The sequence below is a fragment of the Shewanella xiamenensis genome (assembly GCF_014647135.1).
Taxonomy (GTDB): domain Bacteria; phylum Pseudomonadota; class Gammaproteobacteria; order Enterobacterales; family Shewanellaceae; genus Shewanella; species Shewanella xiamenensis.
Genome location: NZ_BMOP01000011.1, coordinates 100,452 through 127,311, shown reverse-complemented (window position 1 = coordinate 127,311; position 26,860 = coordinate 100,452). Strand labels below are relative to the sequence as shown.

The following is a 26,860-nucleotide window of genomic DNA, read 5'->3' as shown; positions in this document are numbered from 1 at the left end:
TAAAACAATGGAAATTAGACAATAGTTTGAAAACAGATAAAAAACCATAATCTACAAATAGTTAACATAAGTTAATCAATTTAAAATCGAACGATTATTTTTTTGGACATCAATTCTTTTCCACCAAAAATATTTCTCAACTTTGTGTGTTTAGGCTTTGAAGATGACGGGCTTAAACTTACACTCAAGCTCGAATGACCCATTTCCCGTCCTTTGGAGTAGTAATGACATCCCTCAGTATTCAAGCCGTTATTTTTGATATGGATGGCGTGTTAATTGATTCAGAACCCCTTTGGCAAAGGGTTGAATATGAAGTGTTATCGGCACTTGGCGTACCCGTCACTATTGAAACGATTCAACAAACCACGGGGTTACGTATCGATCAATGTGTCGATTATTGGTATCACAAAGCGCCTTGGGCCGATTACGATAATGCCAAGGTCAGCAACGCCATTGTTGATAGAGTCGCAGAGGAGATCCTGAAAACGGGCGAAGCCATGCAAGGCGTTCAGCAGGCCATTGAATACTGCCAAGCCAAAGGCTTAAAGATAGGCTTAGCCACCTCCTCTTTTTACACCATTATCGAAGCCGTACTTAGTAAACTCGGCCTGAGTGATAAGTTTATGGCGGTACAATCCGCCGAAGGACTCACCTATGGCAAGCCGCATCCAGAGGTTTACTTAAATTGCGCAGCGGCCTTAGGGGTTGACCCGCGATATTGCCTCGCGATTGAAGACTCTTTTAATGGTCTGATCGCTGCCCGCGCCGCCAATATGCAAACCGTTGCGATTCCTGCGCCAGAACAACGCGGTGAAGCAAAATGGATCATAGCCCATCATCAATTAGAGAGTTTATTGGAGCTTGATAAGGTGTTCTAAATAAAGTCACCGAATCAATTTGAGAAAGGTTAATCACTGCTAGGATACACCGATGAAGTATTATGTGTTGTTAATACTGTGGGCGGCGAGCTTGCCAGCCTTAGCGACAGATTCTATGCGCTGTAAGCAATTCGTCATCAACGTAGGCGATCCCTTAGACGCAGTGTTAGAAAAGTGCGGTCCGCCAAATGAAGCCAAAGAATACAGCCAACCTGCAACCTACAGGAATTCCGCAGGCGATATTGTGATTGATCCAAGCAAGTTGCCGATAGAATATGCTGAGTGGACCTATGATTTTGGCCCGACACGATTGATGCGGCGGGTTTATGCAACCGATCAAAAAATCGAAAAAATTGAAACCTTAGGATATGGGCATTAATCCTAACCCAAGTAAAAAGCCAGACAGATGTCTGGCTTTTTCGTTTTCATCCTATGGATTACCAGATTTTTACGCGCTCTTCTGGTTTTAAATACATCTTGTCGCTCTCTTTCAGCTCAAAGGCTTTATAGAAAGCTTCAATATTGCGCGGCGTCCCCATCGCGCGGTAGTGGCTAGGTGAATGTGGATCCGTCAGTAAACGACGACCTAACTCTTCATCACGGTAATTACGGCGCCATACCTGTGACCAACCGACGAAGAAACGCTGCTCGCCCGTTAAGCCATCGAGCACGGGAGCAGATTTACCGTTTAAGCTCATCATATAGGCGCGAGCAGCTACTGTTAACCCACCTAAGTCACCGATGTTTTCGCCTAAGGTTAAATCACCGTTCACAAACTTACCGGGTAATGCTTCGTAGCCAGAATACTGCGCCGACAGTTGCTTACCGCGTTTTTGGAACTCTTCACGGTCTTTATCCGACCACCAGTCACGCAAGTTACCGTCGCCATCGTACTTAGCGCCTTGGTCGTCGAAACCATGGCTGATTTCGTGGCCAATAACCGCACCGATACCGCCGTAGTTGACCGCATCATCGGCTTCCATATTGAAAAATGGCGGTTGCAGAATCGCTGCTGGGAATACGATTTCATTGCCAACTGGGCTGTAATAAGCGTTCACCGTTTGCGGTGTCATATGCCACTCGGTACGATCGATTGGCTTACCGAGCTTGTTGATCATGTCTTGATATTCAAACTGGGCGTAACGCATATAGTTGCCCACCAGCTCATCAGGCTTGATTTCTAGCGCAGTGTAGTCTTTCCACTTGTCTGGATAACCAATCTTGTAGGTAAACTTAGACAGTTTTTCCTGAGCCGCGACTTTAGTTTCTGGCGTCATCCACTCAAGCTCATTAATACTGACTTCGAAACCTTTGATCAGATTTTTGATCATAGTTTCCATGCGAGCTTTGGCTTCTGGTTTAAAGTACTGCTTAACGTACTCTTCACCCACTAATTCACCTATTACTTGGTCGGCGCCATCAACCGCTTTTTTCCAGCGTGGTTGCTGCTCTTCAATGCCCATCAACGTTTTGCTCTTAAAGGCAAAGTTAAGATCGACAAAGTTTTTACTTAACAGCTCGGCGTAACTATCCACGAGGTGGAACGTTAAATAATCCTGCCAGGCCGAAACAGGGAAGGCATCAAAATTTGCACCTAACTTTTCAAAATAAGAGGGTTGACGCACGATCACGTCAGTCACTTTATCACCTAAACCAGCATTCGCGGCAAAGGCATTAAAATCAAACTGTCCCATTAGCTTTTGCAGCTCGGCGCGGTTCAGTTTGTTATAGGATTTGTTCGCATCGCGCGACTCTACACGGCTCCACTGACTTTTCGCGATCATCATTTCAATATCGGCCACGTTTTTCGCGGCACGTTTTGCATTTTTATAGCCCGCTTCAGTCAGAATATCAGTCACATATTTCGCCATTGCTTGGCGATTAGCGACAAACTTAGCGTCATCTTTTAAGTAGTAATCGCGGTCTGGCAAGGTTAAGCCCGACTGGCTTAAGTACACTGCATATTGGGTGGAGTTTTTCGCGTCGTTATTAACGTAGAAACCAAAGGGAATACCTGAACCGCTGGTGAGTAATTTCCCCATCACCGCGGGTAATTCACTGTGATTTTTCACTGCAGAGATGTCCGCCAGTAATGGATTTAATGGGGTTACACCTAAGGTTTCGAGCAAATCGGTATTCATAAAGCTGGCGTTAAAGTCGCCAATTTTTTGCTCATTGGAGCCAGGGGCTGCATTCTTTTTGGCGGCCGCTGCATCGATGATCTTTTTCAATGCATCTTGGCTTTGATCGTACAGCACAGAAAATGCACCGTAGTTGGATTTATCAGCTGGAATGGGCGTATTGGCTAACCATTTACCGTTAACACTGTAGTAAAAATCATCTTGATGGCGAACTGAGGCATCAAAGTTTTGTAATTCAATGCCAGAAACCGCGGCGACTTCAGTTTTAGGCTCGCTGCTGCAAGCGGCTAAACCTAGGCTCAAGGCAATACCCAGCGCCAGTGTGCTTATCTTCTTCATTGTTTTCCCCAGCTTCCGTTGAGAGTGTTGTTATTTTTTCCTGCAAAACCTTAGCATTTAGACTGGTTTGGCTGTAGTAAGATTTTGTAAAAGGTTATGACACTTATCGATTCATCCCACCTTATTAAAACAAAATCTAATCTCGAAACGTCAACACGCCCTAGTTATAGCCTTATCATTAAAACGCTTTACCAATAAATAAATAAACTGACTTATCACCCATATCCGTAATGCCGAAACCAATCGCCGCAGGTCCCATTGTGGTATCAGTGCCGATGTACAGACTCGATGCATAAATAAGATCAGTAAGCGATACTTCTGATCGTTCAAACCACACATTACCTGCCTCTAAACTTAAGCCTAAGTACAGAGGGTAATCTCGCATACCTAAGGCATCACGCCCTAAATCATACTGATAAATAAAGGCACCAAAGAGTTTATGAGCTCCATTCAACGAGTCCTTGTGATAACCAGAAAGATTTAAGAAACCGCCTAAATCTGACAAGTGCAAGGTATTGAGGCCATCATTATTATTTGTCGCAAGCGATGCTTTACCCACAAACGCATGATTACCAACGCTCAGCGCGCCTTTCCAGTCGGCCTCTATCTGCACGCTATAGTCGTTCTGATTATCGATGACATCGTCAAAATTCTCTTTACGAACATAAACGTTTAAGCTGACACGATTGCCCGATGTCGGAAAACTAATACTGTCTAAGCTGTCATACCCCATCCTGAAATAAGCGCCATAGGAGTTAAAATCAAAATCCTGAAGTAACCATGCATCATTAATAATGACACCTTTTTCCGCAACTAGCCCCAACTCGACAACGCCTTGCAGCACATAGTTATAACCAATACCTAATTCGACGGTGTGGGTTTTCTTATCAAAGGTTAGCGCACGATTATTGTTATCGTATAAGTCCCAATTATGGATATCGTATTGATAACGAGCTCGACTATAAAACTCTTGATCCCGATTCAAGGGCTGATAAAACTCAGTCGCAAATAGCTTCTCGAATCCAAGCTTAACTTCGTTTCGCCACTCTCCGCCATTAAAGGTTAAGTCTGTCATGGTATAAGCCATATCAAAGCTGATGGCTGAATCAGAGCTAAAATCGTCCTCCCAATTAAAGCCTAGTTGGAAATAATTAGGTCCCCATGATTTAGCGCGCGTGGTTACCGTAAGTACACGCCCTTCTTTACCCTCCACAAATTCGGCGTCAACACGTTCAAATTTATTTAAGGAATAGATACGTTTTATCGCATCGTTCAATTCATCTTTAGTAATATTCTGACCAGGTTTAAGTTCTAGGGTTTCTTTTAATAAATTAAGGCTAACTTTTGAGTGGTTATCAAACACAATTTCCTTGATAGGATGAGCGATATCCGCCATGACAGTCTTACCCTTGGCCCTTTTACTCTCAACATAGGCGGCATATTGTTCTTCGCTAACGCTCATCTTTTGCAATTTAACTAACTGACTGGTCGCCGCTTCTTTGCCGAGGGTTAACGCTAAAGGCATGATGGTAAAATCGGTTGTGCTTAGGGCATCGATCGCAGGACGGATCAACACATCATTATCAGTCAATAATTGCTTTTGTTTTTCAGTACTGGCGTTAGTCAAGAAATTGGACAACTGATCTAATACGGCAATAGTGCTATCGAGCTTATCTTTTTTTACCAGTGGTGAGCCAATATCCACAGCAATGATAATATCAGCGCCCATCGCCTTCACTACGTCCACAGGCATATTGTTGGCAATACCACCATCCACCAGTAACTTACCGTCGATTTGCGTAGGTTGTAATGCACCTGGCACCGTAGCAGAAGCCTGCATTGCTTTGATAATACTGCCATGGTTAAGCACTACGGGTAGACTGGTTTCTAAATCCGTCGCCACGGCACGATAAGGAATAGCTAAAGCATCAAAATCACCAAATTGCTCCACTAAATCCGTAGACTGTCGTAATAACTGCGACATGGTCTGCCCACGCAATACCCCACTTGGCGCTTTCACCTCGCCTTCGGTATAACCAATATTGAGCGGAATATTATAGCGATCTCGTAACTGTTTATCTCGATAACTCAATACATTACGAGGGATGGTATCCGAATAACCACTATCCCAATCAACCCCCATCATGATGGTTTCGACTTCACTTGCACTGTATCCCAAGGCATACATACCCGCGACATAAGCGCCGATACTCGTACCTGCAATATAGTCCACAGGAATATGATGTTCTTCTAAAATTTTAAGTACACCAACATGGGCGGCGCCTTTAGCACCACCACCGCTTAACACTAATCCTATTTTTGGCCGTTCAGCCGCACATAAGGGAGTCAGCAACACACATAAAAAGAGAGAAGCTACTATTCGGCGCATCATAATGAGTACTTTTATAGGATAAAAAATTTCGAGTTAATATTAGCAAATTTATCTATTTAACCATCAGTCATATTTTATCTGAACCGATGAGTTGAAAATTTGCCATTAATGATCGCGTTATTTCATTTACGTTTAAACACAAGTGCTGTAAACAGATAATTCAACATAAAACCCCAACTTGAGCCGAGGCTAAAAATGCGCAATTAAGCACACATAAATTGCAGATTAAGATTGCAATGAGTCAAGCGGAGACTGTAACTGAAGATATTTTTCAAAATCACTGACAGACATTGGTTTAGCAAAGTAATAGCCCTGAACAATATAACAGCCACGGCTAAAAAGCTGCTCTAACTGCTCAACGGTTTCGACCCCTTCTGCTACTACGGTTAATTTTAAGTTACGAGCCAATTCAATAATACTACTCACAATAGCCTGATCGGCAGAATTCGAGGCGATATCGATCAAAAATGAACGGTCAATTTTGAGTGTATTCACCTCAAAATTGCGTAAATAAGCTAAAGAGGAATATCCGGTGCCAAAGTCGTCAATCGCGACTTCAATGCCAAGCTCGTCAAGCTGCATTAAGTGGGCTTTAGCCACCTGCAACTCTTTCATTAACACCCCTTCGGTAATTTCTAAGCATAAAGATGAAGCGGGCATACGGGTGGCATCGAGAATTTTCTTCACGCCATCGATAAAGTCTGGTTGACGGAAATGCACAGCTGAAATATTGACCGACAATTTAAATGGCTCAGCGGTTTGCATTGCCCATTTGGCCCCATCCGAACACGCGCGGCGTAAAACCCAGCGATCAATATCAACAACCAAACCACAAGCTTCGGCAACTTTAATAAAAATATCGGGTCGCACAAAACCATCGACGGGATGTCGCCAACGAATGAGTGCTTCCATGCCAATAAATTTATCCCCCTGCAAAATATCAATTTGTGGTTGATAATACAGTTCAAATTCTTGCCGCTCTATCGCTTTACGTAAATCAGCCTCCAAACGTAAATGGTATAACGCTTGGGCATTGCGCTCTGATGAATAATATTTGAAGTTACCACGACCTTCTTCCTTGGCATGATACATGGCCAGATCCGCATTTTTTATGAAGGCTTCTGGCTGCATTGCATCATCGGGCCAAATACTGATCCCAATGCTGGTTGAAATATAAAACTCGCGGCCAAACAACCTAAATGGCGCGACGATTTGTGCCAACAACTGTTCAGCTAAGTGGTTAATATCACTTAACTCTTTAACATTCTTCAGCAAAATAACAAATTCATCGCCACCAAAACGGCAGAGTAAATGGTCACTTCCGATACAGGATTGTAATCGATTAGATGCTTCAACTAAGAGTGCATCGCCCATACTGTGGCCATAGGAATCATTGACATGCTTAAATCTATCTAGGTCAAGAAACAGCAATGCTAACTTTTCACCACTTTGCTCAGCCGCTTGAATAGATTGCATCAAACGATTGGCGAATAACGAACGGTTAGGGAGTCCTGTTAATACATCGTAATTTGCCAGACGTCTAAGGTCGGCCTCGGTGCGTTTCCGCTCAGTGATATCTGAAAATACCACTACATAGTGAATAGCATTTTCATTTAATGACTGCATCACCGACACGTTAAGCCATACGGGATAAACTAGGCCGTTTTGTCCGACTAACTCACGCTCACCCGTCCATGAGCTATCCTGACCAAGTAACTGGGCAACTTCCGTAGATAACCCGTCCTTCATTTGCACAAATTGCGAAAATGATAGGCCGACTAAGCTCTGTTGTTCTGAGCCTATAATGTGCTGTGCGGCATGATTGGCAACACGAATATTTTCATCTACGTCTAAAATAAGTACACCTTCTGATGTATTTTCAAACGCTTGGGCTAAAAGACTGACTTCATCTTCAAGCTGCCGCTGCAAGGTTATATCACTATAAATACCCGCTACCCGCTCAATAACTTGGGTTTGTTTATTACGAGCCACAGGACGCCCGCGCACCCTCAACCAGCCCCAGTTACCATCGCGACGATGATATCGATATTCGGCTTCAAACCGATCAACCTCTCCTGCAAGCATACTATTCCATTGCACCAGTACTTTTTCCCGATCCAAAGGATGTACGGGAAGTGATTCAAGAGTAAGTACAATTTCGTTGGCATGACTTCCCAAGACATAACCGCGGTTATCGAGATAAAAACATTGGCTATCCCTATGCCATTCCCAAAGATCAGAGTCGCTACCACGTAACGATTGCCTGAGACGATCATCACTCTCGGTTAGCGCTTGATTCATCGCCATAAAGGTGCGAACCTGACGCTGTCGATACCACGCTAAACTCAGTGCAATAATCGAAAACACTAATAATAATAAACCTTTAAACCCTTGAGTCAGCCACCAGTGCTGCTCAACATAGAAGGGAAAAGTAAAGGGCTTATCTGACCAGATTCCATTGACTTGGCTTAACACCTCAAGTAGATATTCTCCCGCTGCTAAGCCTGCGAGGTTTACCTGCGACTCACCTTGGAGCAGCACGTAGTTATCTTCCTCCCCTTGATATCTGAGTCGATATTTAAATTGTATTGGCGAATCATCAAGATAATCGAGGTTAGTGATCTGCAGGCTTACCATATTGGCGTCAGGCTTAATCACCATCAACGGTTTGGGTAACAACGAGACTTGGGTATTGTTGTCGTAATAAACCGATACCGACTCCAACATCACATGATCATCGGCAATACGGTTGACCATCTTGTCCACATCAAGGTTCATCACCCCTTCAGGAGTACCAATATACAGACCTGAAACGGCAGAATAGAAATAGGCGCCTTCATTCATTTCATTAGAAATTAGGCCATCAAGTTGGTTAAACATTGAGATTTGCCCAGTCGCTCTATCTTGACGAATTAGCGAATCGGCACAGGCAACGACATTGGCATTGGTTGTTTTTTGGATAAAAAATACTGAACTACAATTTACTTGCCATTGTGAACTTAACGAAACCAGTTTGCCGCCGTGGAGATTTAATTCGAATAAGCCCCTTTCATAGGAGCCAAACCACATCACTCCGGGAGATATTTCTTCAATATGGCTAATTGAGGGCACAGAGTTTAAGCCACTAAACAATTGTCTTTGATCGTGAAAAAGATTTTGCTCGTCAATATAACCAAATACCTTTCGTCCACCTATCCATAATTTACCGTCAGAGGCTCGATATAAAGTACGAATGGTCGGCCGCTTAAGCTCTGGCGAATTCCCAGTTGCCCCATCAAAGTTAAATGGCTGCGGCTCAAACAGTCCTTGCTCCCAAAAATACAGCCCCGTACCCGTTGCAATCCAAAACCGTCCTTTGAGTTTGGGATCGGCATAAGTGCCATAGATGAGTTTATTTTTAAATGCTTCACCACCATGCGTCCACTGGGCAAAACTGATCCCTTTTAAGGTCAACTTATCCACGACAAACAAACCACTCGTGGTCGAAACTAATAAATAGTGGTCAATAAAGCGACTGATCCCGTAAACACTCTCGTGCGGCTTTAATCCCTCAATATCTACGGTAATTGCTTTTTGAGTGTTTCGCCCGACAAAGCTGACATTTGACGCCCCAAACCATAATCCTTCATCACTCGCAAACACCGACCACACCATAGCGTCAGATAATTGGTGTGGCGGTTCGCCAGTATAAGTATCAAGAATGAAATCCGGTTGCGAGGCCAGTAAGGCTAAACCATCTCCAGAGCCCCCAACCCACATCAAACCTGATTTATCAAACAATATCGCCTTTAATGTTTCCATATTGGCTTGAGTTTTAAGCTCTTGTTGATAATTTTCAATCTGATGGGTATCTGGAGACCACTTTAATAAACCTGCCCGACTCGAAAACCAAATCTCACCATTATGGCCTTCAGCCATAGCAGTGCTCCAATCGGGTAATTCAGGAACAGGGAAAATCTGTAAGGTTTTTGGTTCTAATCGGTAAATCCCTCGGCTCGTTGCAATCCAAATACGCTGTTTTGAATCCTCAAGCATATCCAGAATACTGCCCATAGGTTCAGTCCATTGGTAATCAACAACTTTTTCCCCGGCACTGTTAAGGAGTAACAATTGAAATTGACCCGCAACAAGAAACTGACCATCAGGCATGCTCAATAACTTGCGCCAAGGTAGATCGCGATTAACGGGTAACTGACTCACTAAAGTTAAGGTCAAGGTTGAGGGGGATAAGTCGTAAATCTGGCCGTTATCAATCAACAAGCGCCATTCTTGGGCATTTTTACGAGCAGCAGAAATTAACACTCCACCAGGGAAATGAGGGAATAAATTAGGTGACCCCATCTGGGTAAATTGATTTTTTGCGATGTCATAAAGATAGGTTGCGGCATTGGTACTGACTAACAGCATATCGCGATCGATATTGACAACTGTTGTCAAAAACTCATCTGCAAGGCGTAACTCAGAACCCGTTTTATCAATTCGCCTCACTTTAGAATTACTAACCCGATATAAACCTTGCTCGGTTGCAGCCCATATAAAACCATGGTCATCGAGAGTGAGCGCGCGAATACTGGTCGCTTCAAGTCCGTCCCTGTCGGAAAAAACCCGTTGTACAAAACTACCCGCCCAAGCCGAATGAAGACCTGAACAAAAAACCAATATTGATGCCAAAAGGAAGTGGATTATTATTTTTTTCATTTGACGACTTACTTAACACCATAGTTTTACTGTAGCAGTTCAACAGTCTGAATACACCCGCACATTCACATTAACTTTACATTTTTACTTAGGCAATAAAAAAGCGCCCTAAAGGCGCTTTTACGAATATAAGTTTCAACTTATTTCAGGACGAGACAAAGGTTAAATTACTTTTTCTTTGCCTTTGGGTTTGGCAGGTCAGTAATAGAACCTTCGTAGATTTCAGCCGCTAGACCCACTGACTCGTGCAGAGTTGGGTGAGCGTGGATAGTTAATGCTAAATCTTCAGCATCACAACCCATTTCGATGGCTAGGCCAATTTCGCCTAACAGTTCGCCACCGTTCACACCCACGATAGCACCACCGATTACGCGGTGAGTGTCTTTATCGAAAATCAGCTTAGTCATACCTTCGCTGCAATCTGAAGCGATTGCACGGCCGCTGGCAGCCCATGGGAAAGTCGCTGTTTCGTAAGCAATACCTTGCTCTTTAGCTTCTTTCTCAGTCAGACCAACCCAGGCCACTTCAGGGTCTGTGTAAGCGATTGATGGGATAACTTTTGGATCGAAGTAGTGCTTCATGCCAGCGATAACTTCGGCCGCTACGTGGCCTTCGTGCACGCCTTTGTGAGCGAGCATTGGTTGACCAACGATGTCACCGATAGCGTAGATGTGCGGTACGTTAGTACGTAATTGTTTGTCTACGTTGATGAAACCACGCTCATCAATCTTAACGCCCGCTTTTTCAGCGTCGATCAGCTTGCCATTTGGTGTACGGCCGATAGCCACTAATACTGCATCGTAACGTACTGGCTCAGTTGGCGCGCTCTTACCTTCCATCGAAACGTAGATACCGTCTTCACGGGCTTCAACCGCAGTCACTTTAGTTTCGAGGATCAGGTTGAATTTCTTCTTGATTTGCTTAGTGAATACGCGAACAACGTCTTTGTCAGCCGCAGGGATCACTTGGTCGAACATTTCAACCACGTCGATTTCACTGCCTAAAGATGAATACACAGTACCCATTTCTAAACCGATGATACCGCCGCCCATGACCAGCAGTTTGCCAGGAACTTCTTTCAGTTCTAATGCGTCAGTCGAATCCCAAATACGTGGGTCTTCATGGGGAATGAATGGCAGTTTGATTGGGCGAGAACCCGCAGCGATGATCGCTTGGTCAAACTTAACAACGGTCACAGTACCGTCTTCAGCAGTCACTTCTAAGCTGTTAGGGCCAGTAAATTTACCGAAGCCATTAACAACGTTTACTTTACGCATTTTAGACATGCCGCCTAAGCCACCAGTCAACTGGCTGATCACTTTTTGCTTGAAGCTGCGTAACTTGTCTAAATCGATGGTTGGCTCGCCGAACACCACACCGTGTGCAGCAACGGCTTTGGCTTCTTCGATGACTTTAGCAACGTGTAACAGGGCTTTAGATGGGATACAACCCACGTTCAAACACACGCCACCTAAAGTGCTAAAACGTTCAACGATAACGGTTTCCAGACCTAAGTCAGCCGCACGGAAGGCAGCAGAATATCCCGCAGGACCTGCACCTAATACCACTACCTGAGTTTTGATTTCGTTACTCATGTTTTCCTCTAATTCTCATTCAATCCGTTGGAGGGGAGTAATCCTGCCAACCGAAAATGCGCCAGCGCGTAAGGTGGGCGCATTTTAACCTGTGTTTGATACTGATCACAATAAACAAAAGGCCACTCAAGATGAGCAGCCTTATTTGTTTACAGAATCAAAGTACGAATATCGGACAGAATTCCTGACAGGGTCACGCTAAAGCGTGCAGCCATTGCACCATCGATCACGCGGTGATCGTAGGATAGCGACAGTGGCAACATCAATTTAGGCTCGAACTCTTTACCATTCCACTTAGGCTTAATTTCAGATTTAGACACACCTAAAATCGCCACGTCTGGGTAGTTAACGATTGGGGTAAATGCAGTACCACCAATGCCACCTAGGCTTGAAATAGTGAAGCAGCTACCCTGCATATCAGCAGATTTGAGCTTACCATCGCGAGCACGGATAGAAATATCGGCCAGCTCACGAGATAACTCGATAATGCCTTTCTTATCCACGTCACGCACCACTGGCACAACCAAACCGTTTGGCGTATCAACCGCCACACCGATGTGGTAGTACTTCTTCTGGATCAGTGATTCACCGTCGCTGCTTAAGCTTGAGTTGAACACAGGGAACTGTTGTAGCGTTTTCGCCACAGCTTTCATCATAAAGACCAGCGGAGTGATCTTATAATCGGCTTTCTTCTTCGCCGCCGCGTCGTTCTGCTGCTTACGGAACTCTTCCATTTCAGTGATATCAGCTTCATCGAACTGAGTCACGTGAGGAATAGTTACCCAGTTGCGGTGCAGGTTTGGACCAGAGATCTTCTGGATACGGCTTAATGGAATCTCTTCCACTTCACCAAACTTGCTGAAATCCACTTTCGGTGCGGCAATCACTTGCAGACCACCACCGTTACCCGCTGCAACGGAAGTTGCCGCTGTCGCCTTAGGACGAGACAGTTCGTATTTCACATACGCCTGAACGTCTTCCTTCATGATGCGACCTTTACGGCCAGAACCCGTCACTTGAGTAAGATCCACACCAAATTCACGGGCCAAACGGCGAACCGCAGGAGATGCATGAACCGCACCAGTAGACACAGGCGCACCTGCACTTGGGTGATGTGGAACCGGTGGACGGCTCGGCGCGGCTGCAACAGGAGCTGGTGCCACTTCTTGGGCGACTGGTGCAGGTGCTGGCGCGGCGGCTTGAGGTGCAGGAGCTGCACCAGCAGTCACAGTTTCAATCGTCGCAATCACGCTACCTTGCGAAACCTTATCACCCACTTTAACGGTTAACGACAACAGTTTACCGGCGAATGGCGCAGGCACTTCCATGGTCGCTTTATCGGTTTCTAACGTGATCAAACCTTGGTCGGCGGTGATCATATCACCCACAGACACTAGCACTTCGATCACATCGACATTGCTGGCATCACCAATATCTGGCACTTGGATTTCTTTAACAGCAACCACTGGTGCTGCAGCTGCAACTGGAGCAATTGGCGCAGCAGGAGCCGCTTGAGCGACAGGAGCTGATGCTGCTGGCGCGCTCGCTTGTGGCGCTGCAGCAGGAGCCGCGCCGCCCACTTCGAGCATGATCACTAATGAGCCTTGAGAAACCTTGTCACCCACAGCCACTTTCACTTCTTTTACCACACCCGCGAATGGCGATGGTACGTCCATGGTCGCTTTGTCGGTTTCAAGCGTGATAAGGCCAGCGTCAACCTCAATCTTATCGCCAGTGGCGACTAAGACTTCGATAACAGACACATCGGTGTCACCACCGATATCCGGCACAGTGACTTCAACCACTTGGGTTGCACCCGTTGCTGGCGCGGCAGCTACAGGGGCAGGAGCCGCTTGTACTGGAGCAGGTGCTGCTGGAGCTGGCGCAGGAGCGGCAGCTTGAGCAACTGGCGCAGCAGCTTGAGCGGATGCGCCCGCTGCTTGCATCATCGCGATTAAGGTACCTTCGCTGACTTTGTCACCGACGGCCACTTTCAATTCGGCTAACACACCCGCGAAAGGCGCAGGAATGTCCATGGTCGCCTTGTCGCTTTCAACGGTCAGAATCGACTCTTCCGCTGCTAAGGTATCGCCCACAGAAGCACAGATTTCGATAACCTGTACTTCATCGCCGCCGATATCAGGAACAAAAACTTCTTTTAATTCAGCCATTTTTATTGCCTCTTACGCGTACTGTGGATTGATCTTGTCAGCGTCGATGCCGTATTCCTTGATGGCATTCGCTAACACATCAACAGGCAGCTCTTTACGATCAACCAGTGACTTCAGTGCCGCGATAACGATGAACTTAGCGTCCACTTCGAAGTGGTGACGCAGGTTGTCACGGCTGTCTGAACGACCGAAACCGTCAGTACCTAACACTTTGTAATCGGTTGGCATAAATGCACGTAACTGCTCGCCGTAGATCTTCATGTAGTCAGTTGCTGCGATTGCAGGCGCATCACTGGAGATCACTTGGCTGATATACGCTTGTTTTGGCGTTTGCGTTGGGTGCAGCATGTTCCAACGTTCTGCCGCTTGACCATCGCGAGTCAGTTCGTTGAAGCTGGTCACGCTGAATACGTCGGCAGTGATACCAAAGTCTTTCGCCAGCGCTTGCGCCGCTTTACGGGTTTGCTCAAGAATGGTGCCACAGCTCAGTAACTGCACTTTGCCTTTACCAGAACCACTCACCGTTTCCAGCTTGTAGATACCTTTAACGATACCTTCCTCGGCACCTTCTGGCATTTCAGGCTGAATATAGTTTTCGTTCATTGTGGTCAGGTAGTAGAAGATATCTTCTTGTTTTTCGCCGTACATACGACGGATACCATCTTGAACGATAACGGCAATTTCATAACCATAAGTTGGATCGTAGGTAATACAGTTAGGAATAGTGTTAGCCAGTACGTGACTGTGACCATCCTGATGCTGTAAACCTTCACCGTTCAGTGTTGTACGGCCTGAAGTACCACCGACTAAGAAGCCACGTGCACGCATATCACCCGCAGCCCATGCCATGTCGCCAATACGTTGGAAACCGAACATTGAGTAGTAGATGTAGAATGGGATCATCGGTGTATCGTTGACTGAGTAGCTGGTCGCAGCCGCTACCCAAGATGACATTGCACCCAGTTCGTTAATACCTTCCTGCAGCACCTGACCGGTTTTATCTTCACGATAGTAAGCCACTTGGTCAGAGTCTTGCGGTACGTATTTTTGGCCTTCGTGAGCATAAATACCCACTTGGCGGAACAGACCTTCCATACCGAAAGTACGCGCTTCGTCAGGGATAATTGGCACAATGTTTTTGCCAATTTTCTTGTCTTTTAACAGCGCAGTCAGTACGCGAACAAACGCCATGGTCGATGAAATTTCACGGCCATTTGAGCCTGCTAAGATCGAATCGAAAATCTTCAGTGATGGCACTTCCAACTCTTCGCTGAACTTCTCACGACGTTGTGGCACGCTACCATGCAGCGCGGCACGACGGCTCATCATGTACTTCACTTCTTCCGAATCTGGACCTGGGTGGTAGAACGGCAGATCTTCTAATTGATCGTCAGGGATCGGGATATTGAAACGATCGCGGAAGTAACGGATAGACTCGATACCCATTTTCTTCACGTTGTGGGCGATGTTCTTACCTTCACCCGCATCACCGAGGCCGTAACCTTTAACGGTTTTCGCTAGGATCACCGTTGGGCGACCTTTAGTCTTACGCGCATGGTCTAATGCCGCGTACACTTTAACTGGGTCATGACCACCACGGTTTAAGCGCCAAATGTCATCATCTGACATGTTCGCTACCATTTCGGCGGTTTCTGGGTATTTGCCGAAGAAGTGTTCGCGAGTATAAGCGCCACCTTTGGCTTTACAGTTTTGGTATTCACCGTCAACGGTTTCTTCCATTAACTGCAATAACTTACCGCTGGTATCACGGGCCAATAATGGATCCCAGTAACGACCCCAAATCACTTTCACGACTTCCCAGCCAGCGCCGCGGAATTCACCTTCCAGTTCTTGGATGATCTTACCGTTACCGCGTACTGGGCCGTCCAGACGTTGCAGGTTACAGTTGATGATAAAGACTAAGTTATCTAATTCTTCACGGGCAGCTAAACCAATCGCACCTAAGGCTTCTGGCTCGTCACACTCACCGTCACCTAAGAAGCAGTAAACGGTTTGCTCAGAACAATCTTTCAGACCACGGTCAGTCAGATATTTTAAGAAGCGCGCTTGGTAAATCGCTTGGATTGGGCCTAACCCCATAGAAACTGTTGGGAATTGCCAGTAGTCAGGCATCAACTTAGGGTGCGGATACGAAGACAGTCCTTTGCCATCCACTTCTTGACGGAAGTTAGCCAGTTGATCTTCCGTTAAACGACCTTCCAAGAATGAACGAGCATAGATACCTGGGGCGATATGACCTTGGAAATACACTAAGTCGCCACCGTCTTTCTCGTTTGGCGCACGGAAGAAGTGGTTAAAGCACACGTCATAAATGGTTGCACTCGACGCGAAACTCGAAATATGGCCGCCTAACTCTAAATCTTTCTTAGAACCACGCAGAACCATAGCTAAGGCGTTCCAACGGATGATGGCGCGAATGCGACGTTCCATCTCTTGGTTGCCTGGCATGTGCGGCTCTTGACCCGCTGGAATGGTGTTCAAATAGGCCGTGGTCGCCGTGTAAGGCAAGTGTGTGCCATTGCGACGGGCTTTATCGATCAGTTTCTCTAATAAGAAATGGGCGCGTTCAGGGCCTTCCTGTTCTAATACAGCTTGCAGGGCATCAACCCATTCCTGAGTCTCTAACGGATCTAAGTCTTGTAGCATATCTTCAGACATGACACTGTCCTTCTCTATATACATGATAATGAATGGTGTTTGCGGCATATTCCGCTTTAGCGAGTGCTAAAGTCGGGAACTTAAGCGCCACTCTTTAAACGGCGCAAACTTCGCTGCAACCGGCTATCTTCTTCCCGCACAGATAACATCACCTCTTCGATGTAACTTAAATGTTCATTCGAGGCTTCTCTAGCGGCTTCAGGATCACGACGAACGATTGCAGCGAGCAGAGCACGTCTGTGATCGTTAGCCATAGTGGAAGCTTCTTCGCGGCGGCTTAAAAGCTCCAGGTTTTGCGCCACATTCTTATGCAGCACAGGGGTTAAACTGAGTACGAGATGTAACATAGCCACATTGTGTGACGCTTCAGCAACAGCGCGATAGAAGCGCACAATGGCAGCAGCTTGTTGTTCGATATTGGTGGCGGCTTCCACCTCAAGGATCATCCGCTTGATATTTTGCATATCGGCGTCTGTGCCACGCAGGGCGGCAAAATAGGCCATCATGCCTTCGGTCGCATGACGAAACTCCAGCAAGTCATATTGGCTTTCTGGATCGGCTGTCATTAATTCAACGATAGGATCGGCAAGACTCTGCCAGAGTTGCTCTTTGACATAAGTACCGCCGCCTTGACGGCGCATTAATAGCCCTTTCGCCTCAAGTTTTTGAATCGCTTCACGCAATGAGGGACGAGATACTTCGAACTGGATGGCCAGTTCACGCTCCGGTGGTAATTTCTGGCCCGGCTGTAAACTGCCTTCGAGGATCATTTGCTCGAGTTGCGCCATGATCACATCAGAAATTTTTGGCTGATTAATTTTACTATAGGCCATTTGGCGCTCAGCTCCGTTGTAAATTGGTCTTACCAATTTTTATGAGTGAGCGCACTTTATCAAATCACACTTTTGATGTCCAGATTGAAAATCAACCTTAAAAGGTGATCTCACTCAAAACCGCTCACGATGAGAGAGCATAGCCTAAAAAACTCATCATGGGGTCAGACCATTAAACCACAACGAGAGCAAGTGCTAGCGGCTAGGTTCTGGAGCGCTGCAAAAAGCGCAGCTGCTAGAAAAAGCAAAACGGGCTGCGCCCTTATAGATTCTAGATTTTAGGTTCTAGGCTCTAGATTCTAGAGCCACGAAGTGGCGTCCTAGAGCAGCGCTTTTTGCTGCGTCCTAGCAGCGAAGCACCCTAGGTTCTAGAAGCCGCGCAGCGTCCTTCTTATTAACTCACCAACCCAAAAATAGTCAGCAGTGATAACACAGCAACCATCAGCGTAAAGTTGCGTTTGCTTAATACTAACAATGCTAAGGTCGACTGCACACAAACAGGCGCGCTAGACACCTCGGGCAAAGGCTGGGCAGCGAGTGCAGTTTCAGTGACCACTTGCCTAGCACTGGCATTGATATTTAACGCATTATTGCGCCACGCCGCGAGCCCTTCACTAAACTGACCACTGAGCGCATAGCCAAAGGAAAACACTCGGCTTGGGAGCCAATCAAACGCAAACATAATATCTTCAATCAGCGGTAAATTAAGTGACTTACGTATATTTTCCTCCGCATAAAAGCGCGCAGTGCAATATAACACTGCCCCCACAGGTCCAAGAAAAATAAGGCATAATGCCACTGCACCGTAGTAACGATAGTTAATCCAAGCAACACTCTGCCCGACCTTGGCACCTAAATCTTTTTCCGAAACCGCCTCCAAACACTCACTACAATCTAATTCAGCGGCATAGTGATAACAGGCCTGCACATCGGAACGACACGCCGCCTGCATATATTTTTTAAAAGTATCACGCTGTTTTTGATGATTAAAACAAATAATCGCCACCAGCACCCATAGCGCGAGACTTAATACTCCCCAAAACATACCCGACGCAATCCAACCCAACAGATAAACCACACCCGCGGGCAATATCAAAGCCAGCAACATATTAGTGTTATTAAGCGACGCTTTATCGCCAAAAAAGCTGGATTGGTAAGATTGCAGTACACGATCACACTGCCAAGAGGCGGGAAGAAACTTTAGTCGCTCCACAAGAATGGCGACCAGTAATGAAAATAATGCCATCGATAGTACTCCTTGTAAAAAAGCAGGACGGACTAGAAAAAGCAGCGCGGGCTTCGCCCTTCTAGGCCCTAGGTTCTAGGCTCTAGATTCTAGAGCGAGCTTGCGAGCGTCCTAGCAGTTGCGCAGCAACGTCCTAGATACTAAAAGTCGCGCAGCGCCGCTAAATATCTTTGCCAGTCAAAGCTTGGGCCTGGGTCAGTCTTCCGCATTGGCGCAATATCGCAATGTCCCACAATCCGCTCTGCGGTTAACGCAGGATATTGTGCCAATAAAGCTTGGGTCAATGCGGTAAGTTGCTGATATTGGGCGGCAGTATAGGGTTCAGTATCCGTACCTTCAAGTTCAATACCAATAGAGAAATCATTACAATTTTCCCTTTCGCCATAACGGGATACACCCGCGTGCCAAGCTCTATCTTCACAACTCACATACTGCACACATTCGCCATCCCGGCGAATTAAAAAATGAGCCGACACCTCCAGCCCAGCTAAATCGGCGAAACTTTCATCGGCACTGGTATCTAAACACCCTTGAAATAATTGATCAATATAAGGCAGCCCAAAGCATCCCGCGGGCAAACTAATATTGTGGATCACCAACAGGCTGATCTCTCCAAAGGGCCGACGGTTAAAATGTGGTGATTCACAGCGCCGCGCCGAGGTAAACCATCCGGCATCAAAGCCCATATTTCCCCCTTAAATACCGCAATAACTGCACTACTCTAACAGCATTAAGTGACTGAATATATGCAATTCAATGACAAGCCAGAAATAACCTGCCGCAAACAAAATCGCTATTTTTCGGCACGATAATATTACTCGGCCAAATCCGTGTGACTTTTTATCACCCGCACGAGGTGGTAATCTTAGCCCTAAATGCAAGCAAGCAATTTCAAGCACGCCATCTGTGGCATGCAAGAATGCAAGGACCCAATCATGCTAGAAAACGATATTCGCCACGCCGTAAAAACCGCGCTCAATGAAGATCTTGGCGGCACTGAAATCAACGAGCATACCAAAACCATTGCCTACGGTGACATTACTGCCGAACTGATTCCGGCAGATAAATATGCCGAAGCGACCTTAATCACCCGCGAAGAAGGGGTTTTTTGTGGCAAAGCCTGGGCAGAACAAGTCTTTAATCAATTAGGTGGCGAAGTCGCGCTGCATTGGCATGTCGATGATGGCGATCTTGTGTTACCCAATCAAGTCTTGTGTGAATTATCCGGCCCCGCTCGCGCCTTATTGACGGGCGAACGCACCGCGATGAACTTTATCCAAACCTTATCCGGTGTCGCCACCCTCACCAAACACTATGTAGACAAACTTGCTGGCACTCACACACAGCTGCTCGATACCCGTAAAACCATTCCAGGACTGCGCACCGCCCAAAAATATGCTGTCACCTGTGGCGGCGGTAAAAACCACCGTATAGGTCTATTTGATGCCTTTTTAATTAAAGAAAACCACATTATGGCCTGTGGTGGCATACGCCAAGCAGTGGATGCAGCGCGCAGTTTACACCCCAATAAACCCGTTGAGGTCGAAGTCGAGTCCTTAGCCGAACTGGCATTAGCACTGGATTCTGGCGCAGATATTATCATGTTAGATAACTTCGATATCACTATGATGGTCGAAGCTGTTGAACTAAATGCCAAAAGCCAAGCTAAAGGCAAAGGTGCAAAACTTGAAGTCTCAGGCAATGTCACCTTAGACACCTTGGCGGAATTTGCCAAAACGGGGGTGGATTATATTTCCGTCGGCGCCCTCACCAAGCATGTCCGCGCCTTAGACCTATCAATGCGACTGAAAGGCTAGAAAAGTAGAGCGGGCTGCGCCCTTATAGATTCTAGGTACTAGATTCTAGTAGCAGCCCATAAGCCGTCATCCTCGCGAACGACTGCATGGATGCAGGAGGTAGAATAACGCAGGAGCAGTTATCGACGCGGGGATCCAGCTTTATGCATTTCAGCTCTAGATTCTAGAACGAGCTTGCCAGCGTCCTAGCAGTTGCGCAGCAACGTCCTAGATTCGAGCTTCCCAACCTTTACAGCATAAACCCACTAAATAACCCAACAAAACACAGGTATAGTGCGCGCCGATGTTTTGACGTTGTTTTAAATGCGTCAACTTAACTAACATTGTCAAACATTTGTTAGAACGCAATACGTTTTAGCGTCAAGTTTTTAGACAAAATAATCATTTAATTAATACTTTATGCGTAAAAGTTGTTTCATTTTACTTAACTTTGTACTAACTTTTACCTAGGCGAGATGGCCGTTTCGGCCTTCCTTATCAAAATTAGCTCAAAGTGAATTGTCGCTAGCCAAAAAACCAGCAATTCATTGCAAGCAATCAAGATAAGCAGCCGAAACGAACACAATCGATAAACAACAATTTGCATTATATTTGGAGCAAAAAATGAAAGGTATCAAGATGAACAAGCAAGCTCAGGGTTTTACCTTGATCGAATTAATGATTGTAGTAGCCATTATCGGTATTTTGGCTGCAGTGGCATTGCCAGCTTATAAAGACTACATCACGACTTCTGATGGTGGTGCCGCTATGAAAGCAGTTGGCAGTGTAGCCTCTACCGCATCAGCCTGTGTAACTTCAGGTATTGCGTGTGATACTGTTAAGAAAAATATTGCAACTATGGGAGCAACAGCTGAACCAGAAACTCCAGTACAAGGTTCTGAATTAGTAATTACCTACGTGGGCAACAAATGTACTCTCACAGGTACCGTCGAGGCAGATGGTTCAATTACTTATGCAGCATCTGCTACTACTGCTACCGCTACTGGTGATAAAGAGTTGTGTGAAAATGGCGCAGGCATCAAAGCTGGTAGCTAATACATTAGTTAATACCTAAAACCTAAAGCCCCTTTTGGGGCTTTTTTATTTTTATCAAATTTATATCAATTAATAATCCCGGTTAACCATAATCTTGGATAAAGTTGCTGATTTAGTGCGGTATCACCAAGGCTCGCGATTAACAGTGCAGCACAGGTTATCACTGCTGCAATTAATCCCACTTTCCAAGATAGTGCTATCACTCGCGGTTGATATTGGCGGCAATTAAGTGCCAATAATACCATTAATAATGCTTGGGATAATGGCATTACTATCACCCCATCAAACATGGCATAAATCCATATTGCGCACAGAGCAAATGCCAACACTATATCGGTAGTGTCCTTCTCTATGCCTATATGTGAGCCTATATCGAGGCTACTTTGTGAGTTTTTAGCCAAATGCTCACTCGACTTTGCCCCTAATAATTTAAGTCTTTTTAATATTGACCATAATGTTATCAGCGACCAACTTACCAGTAAAATAAACGCAACCACACCAAACTCATATAAAAACTGTAGTAGGGCATTATGCGGGTGAGCATTAGGTAAAGGTCTTGCCTCTGCCCAAGCAAAACTCATTGGCCCGTAACCTAAGCCAATACGTTCAGGGATCGCATGCAAAATATAAATCCACATATCAATCCGGCCAGAGCTATTGGTTCTTAATTGCCAAATTGGGCTATCAAAAATAAACAGTGGAATAATAATAATCAGCACCAGCCATAAAAGCGTGCCGAAAGCCACCGCCTTTAAAATAGGGCGAATAAACCCTTTACGCAGATCGGTAGATAAAAAGCGATATACCACAACAGCCGCCACTACCAGCGCTAATACTGCGCCGCGAGCCTCCGATTGCAGCAGGATTAACCACAACACACTAAAGGTCACCATGGCTGCCCGTTTATATTTTTTAAGTGGTTCGATATAAAAAGATAAACACAACAGCGGCAGCAGCATAACTTGCAATTGATTGAAAAACCTTACATTCATAAAGCCTGCCACTAAAGAATGCACATCGGGCCGATTGTCATCAAGGGCATGAAATAGCAGCAGCAAAAAAAACTTAACTGCAATACAAATTGAGAAAAATAATGCAAATCCAAAAAAATATTGCAGCGCAGCAGTTCTGCCTATATCCGCAATCAATACACCAATGACGTAAAACAAACAGAGCAATAATAAAAAATTGGCTAATTCAACGAATGACCAAAATGGATGTTGGCTAAAACAGGTTGATAACAAACCGAGTATAAATAGACTTGCCACCACCCACAGTGTAAAAGGCGATGTGACGATTATTGGGATACTCGGTCGCCACAAAAGGCCAACCGCTGAACACACGATAAATAGGACAACCAGTATTCGCTTAAGATCGTAAGCGTTATCCACCCCCAGATATCCAGTGATATAACCAGATAATACCGAGCCAAGAAAAAATAGCGCGAAGAAAGTGAGCAGGATAATCCGGCTAACAATCGGGATTGATTTCAATATTTGTATCCTTAATTGGGCATACCATCATAGATTTGTCCCCGATGGTGAGCGTTAGATTTTATCGCCAAATGACCGATTATTTGCGCGTTCTAGTCAAGTAAATCTAAGCGACTTGAAGATAAGGCATTGTTATTTATCGACCATTAATCCACAGTACAGTTTATGGTAAAACATTGCTACTTTTGCAAGCGGTATATAAATTCGCATCCTTATGATGATACTCATTTTTTTGTGATTAATTGAGCTTTTTTATATATGACAAATAACCTTTTTGCCGCTATGATGGAAAAACTAATGGAGATAGGAGTTTTTCATGCCATCCGCTGGCCTTCACCTGGGATTATCCACCCTTTTCATCCGTAAAGGTCTGCTTAATGAAGAGCAGATGGCAAGTGCCATCACCAAATCCCGCCAAAATAAACAAACCTTGGTCACTACCTTAGTGCAGACTAAGCTAGTGTCGGCTCGCAGCATTGCCGAGCTTTGCTATGAGGAATATGGCACCCCGCTGCTGGATTTAGCCGAATTTGATATTAGTGCCATTCCAGAAGAATTTCTTAACAAAAAACTGATTGAAAAGCATCGCTGCTTACCGCTATTTAAACGCGGTAATCGCCTATATATCGCCACCTCCGATCCCACCAATATTGCCGCCCTTGAGGAATTCCAATTTAGTGCAGGCCTACATGCCGAAGCGATTTTGGTGGAAGAGGATAAGCTCGCTAAAGCCCTTGAAAAGATATTAGAAGAAGATATTACTGGCCTTGATTTAAGCGGCATGGATGAAGCAGCACTTGCCGGTATCGAGATTACCGATACCGATAAGCGCCAAGAAGAAAACGCAGGCGAAGCCAGTGATGATGCCCCTATTGTTATTTATATCAACAAGATATTAACTGACGCCATTCGTAAAGGCGCCTCTGACTTACATTTTGAGCCCTATGAAAAACGCTATCGTATCCGTTTTCGTATTGATGGTATTTTGCATGAGGTCTCAGAACCCCCCATTAGTTTAGCAGGGCGACTCTCGGCGCGCTTAAAGGTAATGTCAAAGCTGGATATTGCCGAGCGCCGCGTCCCCCAAGATGGCCGGATTAAAATGAAGCTATCCCGCACTAAGTCGATTGACTTTCGGGTAAGCACCCTGCCGACCCTGTGGGGCGAAAAAATTGTAATGCGGATATTGGATTCCTCCTCCGCACAGCTCGGCATCGAAAAACTGGGTTACGAGCCGGATCAAGAAAAGCTCTACCTTGAGATGCTAGCCAAACCCCAAGGCATGATATTAGTGACAGGCCCAACGGGTTCGGGTAAAACCGTTTCGCTCTACACAGGCTTAAATATCCTCAATACCGCCGAGCGTAATATTTCCACCGCCGAAGATCCGGTGGAAATTAACCTTGAGGGGGTAAACCAAGTCCATATTAATTTAAAAGCGGGTTTAACCTTCGCCTCAGCACTACGCTCCTTTTTGCGACAAGACCCCGATGTGGTGATGGTCGGGGAAATCCGTGACCTTGAAACCGCCGAAATTGCCATTAAAGCCGCGCAAACTGGCCACTTAGTACTATCAACCCTGCATACTAACTCGGCGGCAGAAACACTCACCCGTTTAATTAATATGGGCGTCCCCGGCTATAATATCGCCAGCTCAGTCAATTTAATTATTGCTCAGCGACTTGCACGGCGACTTTGCCCAGAATGCAAACAACCCGAACAGATACCTGAACATGAGCTACAACGTTTAGGCTTTACTGATGCACAAATCGCCCAAGGGTTTATCACCTATAAACCCGTGGGTTGTGAGCATTGTTCTGGTGGCTATAAAGGACGGGTAGGTATTTACGAAGTGATGAAGATGTCAGATGAAATTGCCCGTACTATTATGGAAGGGGGCAATTCATTGCAAATTGCTGCTCAAGCCAAGGCCCAAGGGATGCGCGACCTGCGGCAATCTGGGCTACTAAAAGTGCTCCAAGGTGTAACCAGTATTGCCGAAGTGAATCGGGTAACCAGTTTTTAATAGCGGGACGGACTGCGCCCTTCTAGGAGCTAGGCTCTAGATGCTAGAGCGAGCATGTGAGCGTTCTAACAGTTGTGCAGCAACGTCCTTCTTAGCTTTACAACCAACAGGGATAATTTATGGCTACGGCAACCACAGTAAAAAAGCCTCGCCCAAAAAAGATTGAGCAAAAAAGCCAACCTAAAATTTATACCTTTGAATGGAAAGGTGTTAACCGCGACGGCCAAAAAACCAGTGGCGAACTGAGGGGGGCCTCTGCTGCTGAGGTTCGTAGCAAGTTAAAATCTCAAGGGGTAAATCCTAAAACCGTTCGCAAACAATCGGCCGCCTTATTTAAATTAGGCGATGCCAAAATTACCCCTATGGATATTGCTATGGTGACTCGGCAAATTGCCACCATGCTTGCCGCTGGGGTGCCATTAGTGACTACCATTGAATTACTGGGTCGCGGCCATGAAAAAGCAAAAATGCGTGAACTGTTAGCGACAATTTTGTCGGAGATCCAATCGGGTATTCCGTTATCTGATGCTTTGCGCCCCCACCGACGCTATTTTGATGATCTCTATGTTGACTTAGTTGCTGCGGGTGAACATTCAGGCTCACTCGATGTAGTGTTTGATCGTATTGCGACCTACCGTGAAAAATCTGAAGCATTAAAATCTAAGATTAAAAAAGCCATGTTTTATCCGGCAGCAGTAGTAATAGTCGCTATTTTAGTAACAGCACTATTATTACTGTTTGTGGTGCCACAATTTGAAGATATTTTTAAGGGCTTTGGCGCCGAGTTACCTGCATTTACCCAATTGGTTTTGCATATCTCCCGCGGCCTACAATCCTCTTGGTATATCTTTTTGGGTGCCATAGTGGCTGGCGTATTTTTATTTGTGAGGGCTCATAGGAACTCGCAAATCGTGAGAGACAGAGTTGACGAAGTCATCTTAAAAATTCCAGCTATTGGTCCCATTCTACACAAAGGCGCTATGGCGCGTTTTGCCCGTACCTTAGCCACCACCTTTGCCGCTGGTGTCCCCTTAATCGACGGCTTAGAATCAGCCGCAGGGGCATCGGGCAATGCGGTATACCGTAAAGCCATTTTAAAAATCCGCCAAGAAGTGATGGCGGGGATGCAAATGAACGTGGCAATGCGAACCACAGGGCTGTTCCCCGATATGCTGATCCAAATGGTGATGATTGGCGAAGAATCAGGCTCTCTTGATAATATGCTTAATAAAGTTTCAACTATCTATGAGATGCAAGTAGACGACGCTGTCGATGGTTTATCCAGCCTAATTGAACCTATCATGATGGTGGTCATTGGTACTGTTGTTGGTGGCCTTATTGTCGCTATGTATTTACCCATCTTCCAAATGGGTAAGGTGGTTGGTGGCTAGAACGTTGCAAAAAGCACAGCAGCCAGAAAAAGCAAAACGGGCTACGCCCTTATGGATTCTAGGTTCTAGCAATAGCGCAGCGACGCCTGAGCAGCGAAGCGTCCTAGAGGCCTAAAATCCGTTTTA

At 45.7% G+C, this 26,860-nt stretch carries 16 protein-coding genes; 6 read left to right on the top strand and 10 right to left on the bottom strand.

Annotated features, from left to right (window positions below):
- Window positions 1-224 precede the first annotated feature (224 nt).
- On the top strand, window positions 225-878 hold the full coding sequence (hxpB, locus tag IEY09_RS11665) for a hexitol phosphatase HxpB (protein WP_188871169.1): 654 nt from the start codon (window positions 225-227) through the stop codon (window positions 876-878).
- A gap of 52 nt (window positions 879-930) precedes the next feature.
- Window positions 931-1,257: a DUF2845 domain-containing protein gene (locus IEY09_RS11660; protein ID WP_037413600.1), complete on the top strand. Its 327-nt coding sequence runs from the start codon at window positions 931-933 to the stop codon at window positions 1,255-1,257.
- A gap of 58 nt (window positions 1,258-1,315) precedes the next feature.
- Here the strand turns inward: IEY09_RS11660 and IEY09_RS11655 are convergent, their stop codons facing one another.
- The 9 genes from IEY09_RS11655 to ampD form a co-directional block, all read right to left on the bottom strand.
- Window positions 1,316-3,358 carry a M13 family metallopeptidase gene (locus tag IEY09_RS11655; RefSeq protein ID WP_188871167.1) on the bottom strand — a complete coding sequence of 681 codons (2,043 nt, stop codon included), beginning with the start codon at window positions 3,356-3,358 and terminating at the stop codon, window positions 1,316-1,318.
- 178 nt (window positions 3,359-3,536) lie between these two features.
- The gene (locus tag IEY09_RS11650; protein WP_047535167.1) at window positions 3,537-5,750 is read right to left on the bottom strand and encodes a patatin-like phospholipase family protein; all 2,214 of its coding nucleotides are present in this window, start codon (window positions 5,748-5,750) and stop codon (window positions 3,537-3,539) included.
- A 225-nt stretch (window positions 5,751-5,975) separates the two neighbouring features.
- On the bottom strand, window positions 5,976-10,448 hold the full coding sequence (locus IEY09_RS11645) for an EAL domain-containing protein (protein ID WP_055648714.1): 4,473 nt from the start codon (window positions 10,446-10,448) through the stop codon (window positions 5,976-5,978).
- A 167-nt stretch (window positions 10,449-10,615) separates the two neighbouring features.
- Window positions 10,616-12,043 carry a dihydrolipoyl dehydrogenase gene (lpdA, locus tag IEY09_RS11640; protein WP_011715641.1) on the bottom strand — a complete coding sequence of 476 codons (1,428 nt, stop codon included), beginning with the start codon at window positions 12,041-12,043 and terminating at the stop codon, window positions 10,616-10,618.
- 149 nt (window positions 12,044-12,192) lie between these two features.
- Complete coding sequence (gene aceF, locus IEY09_RS11635; RefSeq protein ID WP_188871165.1) at window positions 12,193-14,214, bottom strand: pyruvate dehydrogenase complex dihydrolipoyllysine-residue acetyltransferase; 2,022 nt, start codon at window positions 14,212-14,214, stop codon at window positions 12,193-12,195.
- 12 nt (window positions 14,215-14,226) lie between these two features.
- Window positions 14,227-16,893 carry a pyruvate dehydrogenase (acetyl-transferring), homodimeric type gene (aceE, locus tag IEY09_RS11630; RefSeq protein WP_037413614.1) on the bottom strand — a complete coding sequence of 889 codons (2,667 nt, stop codon included), beginning with the start codon at window positions 16,891-16,893 and terminating at the stop codon, window positions 14,227-14,229.
- A gap of 80 nt (window positions 16,894-16,973) precedes the next feature.
- Window positions 16,974-17,726 carry a pyruvate dehydrogenase complex transcriptional repressor PdhR gene (pdhR, locus tag IEY09_RS11625; protein WP_011070781.1) on the bottom strand — a complete coding sequence of 251 codons (753 nt, stop codon included), beginning with the start codon at window positions 17,724-17,726 and terminating at the stop codon, window positions 16,974-16,976.
- A 394-nt stretch (window positions 17,727-18,120) separates the two neighbouring features.
- Complete coding sequence (ampE, locus tag IEY09_RS11620; RefSeq protein WP_037413617.1) at window positions 18,121-18,972, bottom strand: beta-lactamase regulator AmpE; 852 nt, start codon at window positions 18,970-18,972, stop codon at window positions 18,121-18,123.
- 140 nt (window positions 18,973-19,112) lie between these two features.
- Window positions 19,113-19,658, bottom strand: a complete 546-nt coding sequence (ampD, locus tag IEY09_RS11615; RefSeq protein ID WP_188871163.1) for a 1,6-anhydro-N-acetylmuramyl-L-alanine amidase AmpD — start codon at window positions 19,656-19,658, stop codon at window positions 19,113-19,115.
- Window positions 19,659-19,907: 249 nt separating this feature from the next.
- On the opposite strand from ampD, the gene nadC reads away from it, so the two are divergent.
- Complete coding sequence (gene nadC / locus IEY09_RS11610; protein ID WP_088586229.1) at window positions 19,908-20,789, top strand: carboxylating nicotinate-nucleotide diphosphorylase; 882 nt, start codon at window positions 19,908-19,910, stop codon at window positions 20,787-20,789.
- Between the two features lie 603 nt (window positions 20,790-21,392).
- Window positions 21,393-21,824: a pilin gene (locus IEY09_RS20355; protein WP_275975426.1), complete on the top strand. Its 432-nt coding sequence runs from the start codon at window positions 21,393-21,395 to the stop codon at window positions 21,822-21,824.
- A gap of 65 nt (window positions 21,825-21,889) precedes the next feature.
- Here the strand turns inward: IEY09_RS20355 and IEY09_RS11600 are convergent, their stop codons facing one another.
- Complete coding sequence (locus IEY09_RS11600; protein ID WP_188871162.1) at window positions 21,890-23,317, bottom strand: O-antigen ligase family protein; 1,428 nt, start codon at window positions 23,315-23,317, stop codon at window positions 21,890-21,892.
- 316 nt (window positions 23,318-23,633) lie between these two features.
- On the opposite strand from IEY09_RS11600, the gene pilB reads away from it, so the two are divergent.
- On the top strand, window positions 23,634-25,343 hold the full coding sequence (gene pilB / locus IEY09_RS11595; RefSeq protein ID WP_188871160.1) for a type IV-A pilus assembly ATPase PilB: 1,710 nt from the start codon (window positions 23,634-23,636) through the stop codon (window positions 25,341-25,343).
- 119 nt (window positions 25,344-25,462) lie between these two features.
- Window positions 25,463-26,734: a type II secretion system F family protein gene (locus tag IEY09_RS11590; protein WP_188871158.1), complete on the top strand. Its 1,272-nt coding sequence runs from the start codon at window positions 25,463-25,465 to the stop codon at window positions 26,732-26,734.
- Window positions 26,735-26,860 lie beyond the last annotated feature (126 nt).